This window comes from Bartonella sp. AA1HLJMS, assembly GCF_042197445.1.
Lineage (GTDB): Bacteria > Pseudomonadota > Alphaproteobacteria > Rhizobiales > Rhizobiaceae > Bartonella.
Map to the genome: position 1 here is coordinate 1 of NZ_JBHIRW010000152.1, position 1714 is coordinate 1714.

The following is a 1714-nucleotide window of genomic DNA, read 5'->3' on the forward strand; positions in this document are numbered from 1 at the left end:
CAGAGATTCTTTGAAGTTAAGAAAGCGCATTTTCGCATCAAGGGTCTTATGGGCGAGATTGTGTCTTTTCATTTCTCCCAGATCATTGCGCAATTGTTGTATGGCGTGTTTTTGTTGCGTCGTACTCTTTTTCAAGCCTTGAGCGAGTTTAAAAGATAACCTGATATATTTGATCAACAGGTAAGGAAACCTGACCATAACCATAACCATTAAAATGGCAATGATAATGAACCCTAAAAAAACCAAATGCTGCATCATAATGCTCCCTTTTTTTCCCTATCGCATTGATGTGAAATCATCATTTTTATTCTCTGCTCAAACAAATGTTTCTAATTCCTTTACTGTTTCTTGCACGCCATACTGAAGGAGACTATGGAGAATTAAAATGACAGGTAAAGAAACAACAATACATGTCCAGACCCAAAACAGCAGTCGCATGACAAAATCAATAATGTGAAGCACCATCATAGGCACGTAATTGTGCAAAAAAACCGCAGATTTTGGAAGAAAAGCTGAAAAAACGACAAAACCTGTGCAAAGTGCAACCATAACGAAGGCGATAGAAAAGATCATAAAATAATCTTTTTTTGAGAGAAGCAAAGATTCTTGAAAAGAAAAGGCACGCAACTGTGTTGCAAGAACTGTCCTCTGTCCTCTACCCTCTACCTGATAATGCCCTAAATTCTGCGCTGCACCCTTTTTTAATTTTCGCTGCGTCACCAATAACAAGATTGTCCGTTTTATCAACGAATAATAAAGTGCAACGATTGTCACCACGGTAGAAAGGAATACCATAAAAATTGCAGAACAAATAAAAATTGCCGTTCCTACGGCAATCAACATTCCAATGATTAAAGAAGCACTCACTTTTCCCCCTATTGTCTTCTGTTAAGAGATTGATTGTCTAGCTGTTGCTGCTCTGGCAAGGTTTCCCATTGTAGCATCATTTCCTTCACATCCCGTTTAAATACGGCGTTAAAGACAAAAAAGAGCGGACAAAAACCAAAAAGAACGCCAAAAATTATTTGCGGTAAGAAACATAAAAAAGCCCAAACACTATTCCACCCCGCATCAAGAACATGCTGAATTATAGGATTTTGGAATGGGTGTTTAAGACTTTCCTGAAGACTTTCTTGTTTCATTTGTCCCAGTGCTTGGAGCTGTTCTTTGGATATAACGTGAAAAAATTCCAAAGGATCCATATAGGCAGACGCGGAAAAAAGCACCAACAAGAGGATAGCCAAACAACAAATGATGATATAATCGCCTGTTGAAAGAGCCGTCAATTTTTTGAAAGCTTCTGATTGATCCAACACTGGCTGCGATACAAAAGCCTTATCTCCCTTATGGGCAAATTGATGTTGTGATTTATCTTCGATCATACGGATACTCCCCCACTTCTAAAATTCCCACTCTTCAATATTTGATAGCACGCCACCAGCGCGGTAAATTCGCTTAGCACCCTTCTCAGAGTAATGCAAGTATTATAAATCCCCTCTACGTATTTTGTTCATTTGCCCTATACGCGCTTATACATGAAGCACTATACGTGAGGCGCTTACAAGCCACCCCCCTATCCCCAAGGTGGTGCCCGCATATTGAAAGCCAAGCACGCAGACAAGATCAACCTCAGTCCCAGATCAACCTCATTCATTGCCTCATCAAAAACTTCCTCAAGTACACAGCATAAATGCCTTACGCTTACCTCTTCCTC

General features: G+C 39.8%; 2 protein-coding genes and 1 pseudogene. All 3 read right to left on the reverse strand.

The window, feature by feature from the left end:
* Positions 1 to 258: pseudogene (locus tag ACFIQE_RS10125) on the reverse strand (hypothetical protein); the annotation flags it as partial.
* Positions 259 to 315: 57 nt separating this feature from the next.
* Positions 316 to 867 (reverse strand): hypothetical protein, encoded by a 552-nt coding sequence (locus tag ACFIQE_RS10130; protein ID WP_375707673.1) that lies wholly within the window; start codon positions 865 to 867, stop codon positions 316 to 318.
* Positions 868 to 875: 8 nt separating this feature from the next.
* Positions 876 to 1382 carry a hypothetical protein gene (locus tag ACFIQE_RS10135; RefSeq protein WP_375707674.1) on the reverse strand — a complete coding sequence of 169 codons (507 nt, stop codon included), beginning with the start codon at positions 1380 to 1382 and terminating at the stop codon, positions 876 to 878.
* Positions 1383 to 1714 lie beyond the last annotated feature (332 nt).

What these genes read in the sequence shown, in the direction of transcription:
- ACFIQE_RS10135 (WP_375707674.1), bottom strand. Translation starts at nt 1,382, where the DNA reads ATGATCGAAGATAAATCACAACATCAATTTGCCCATAAGGGAGATAAG.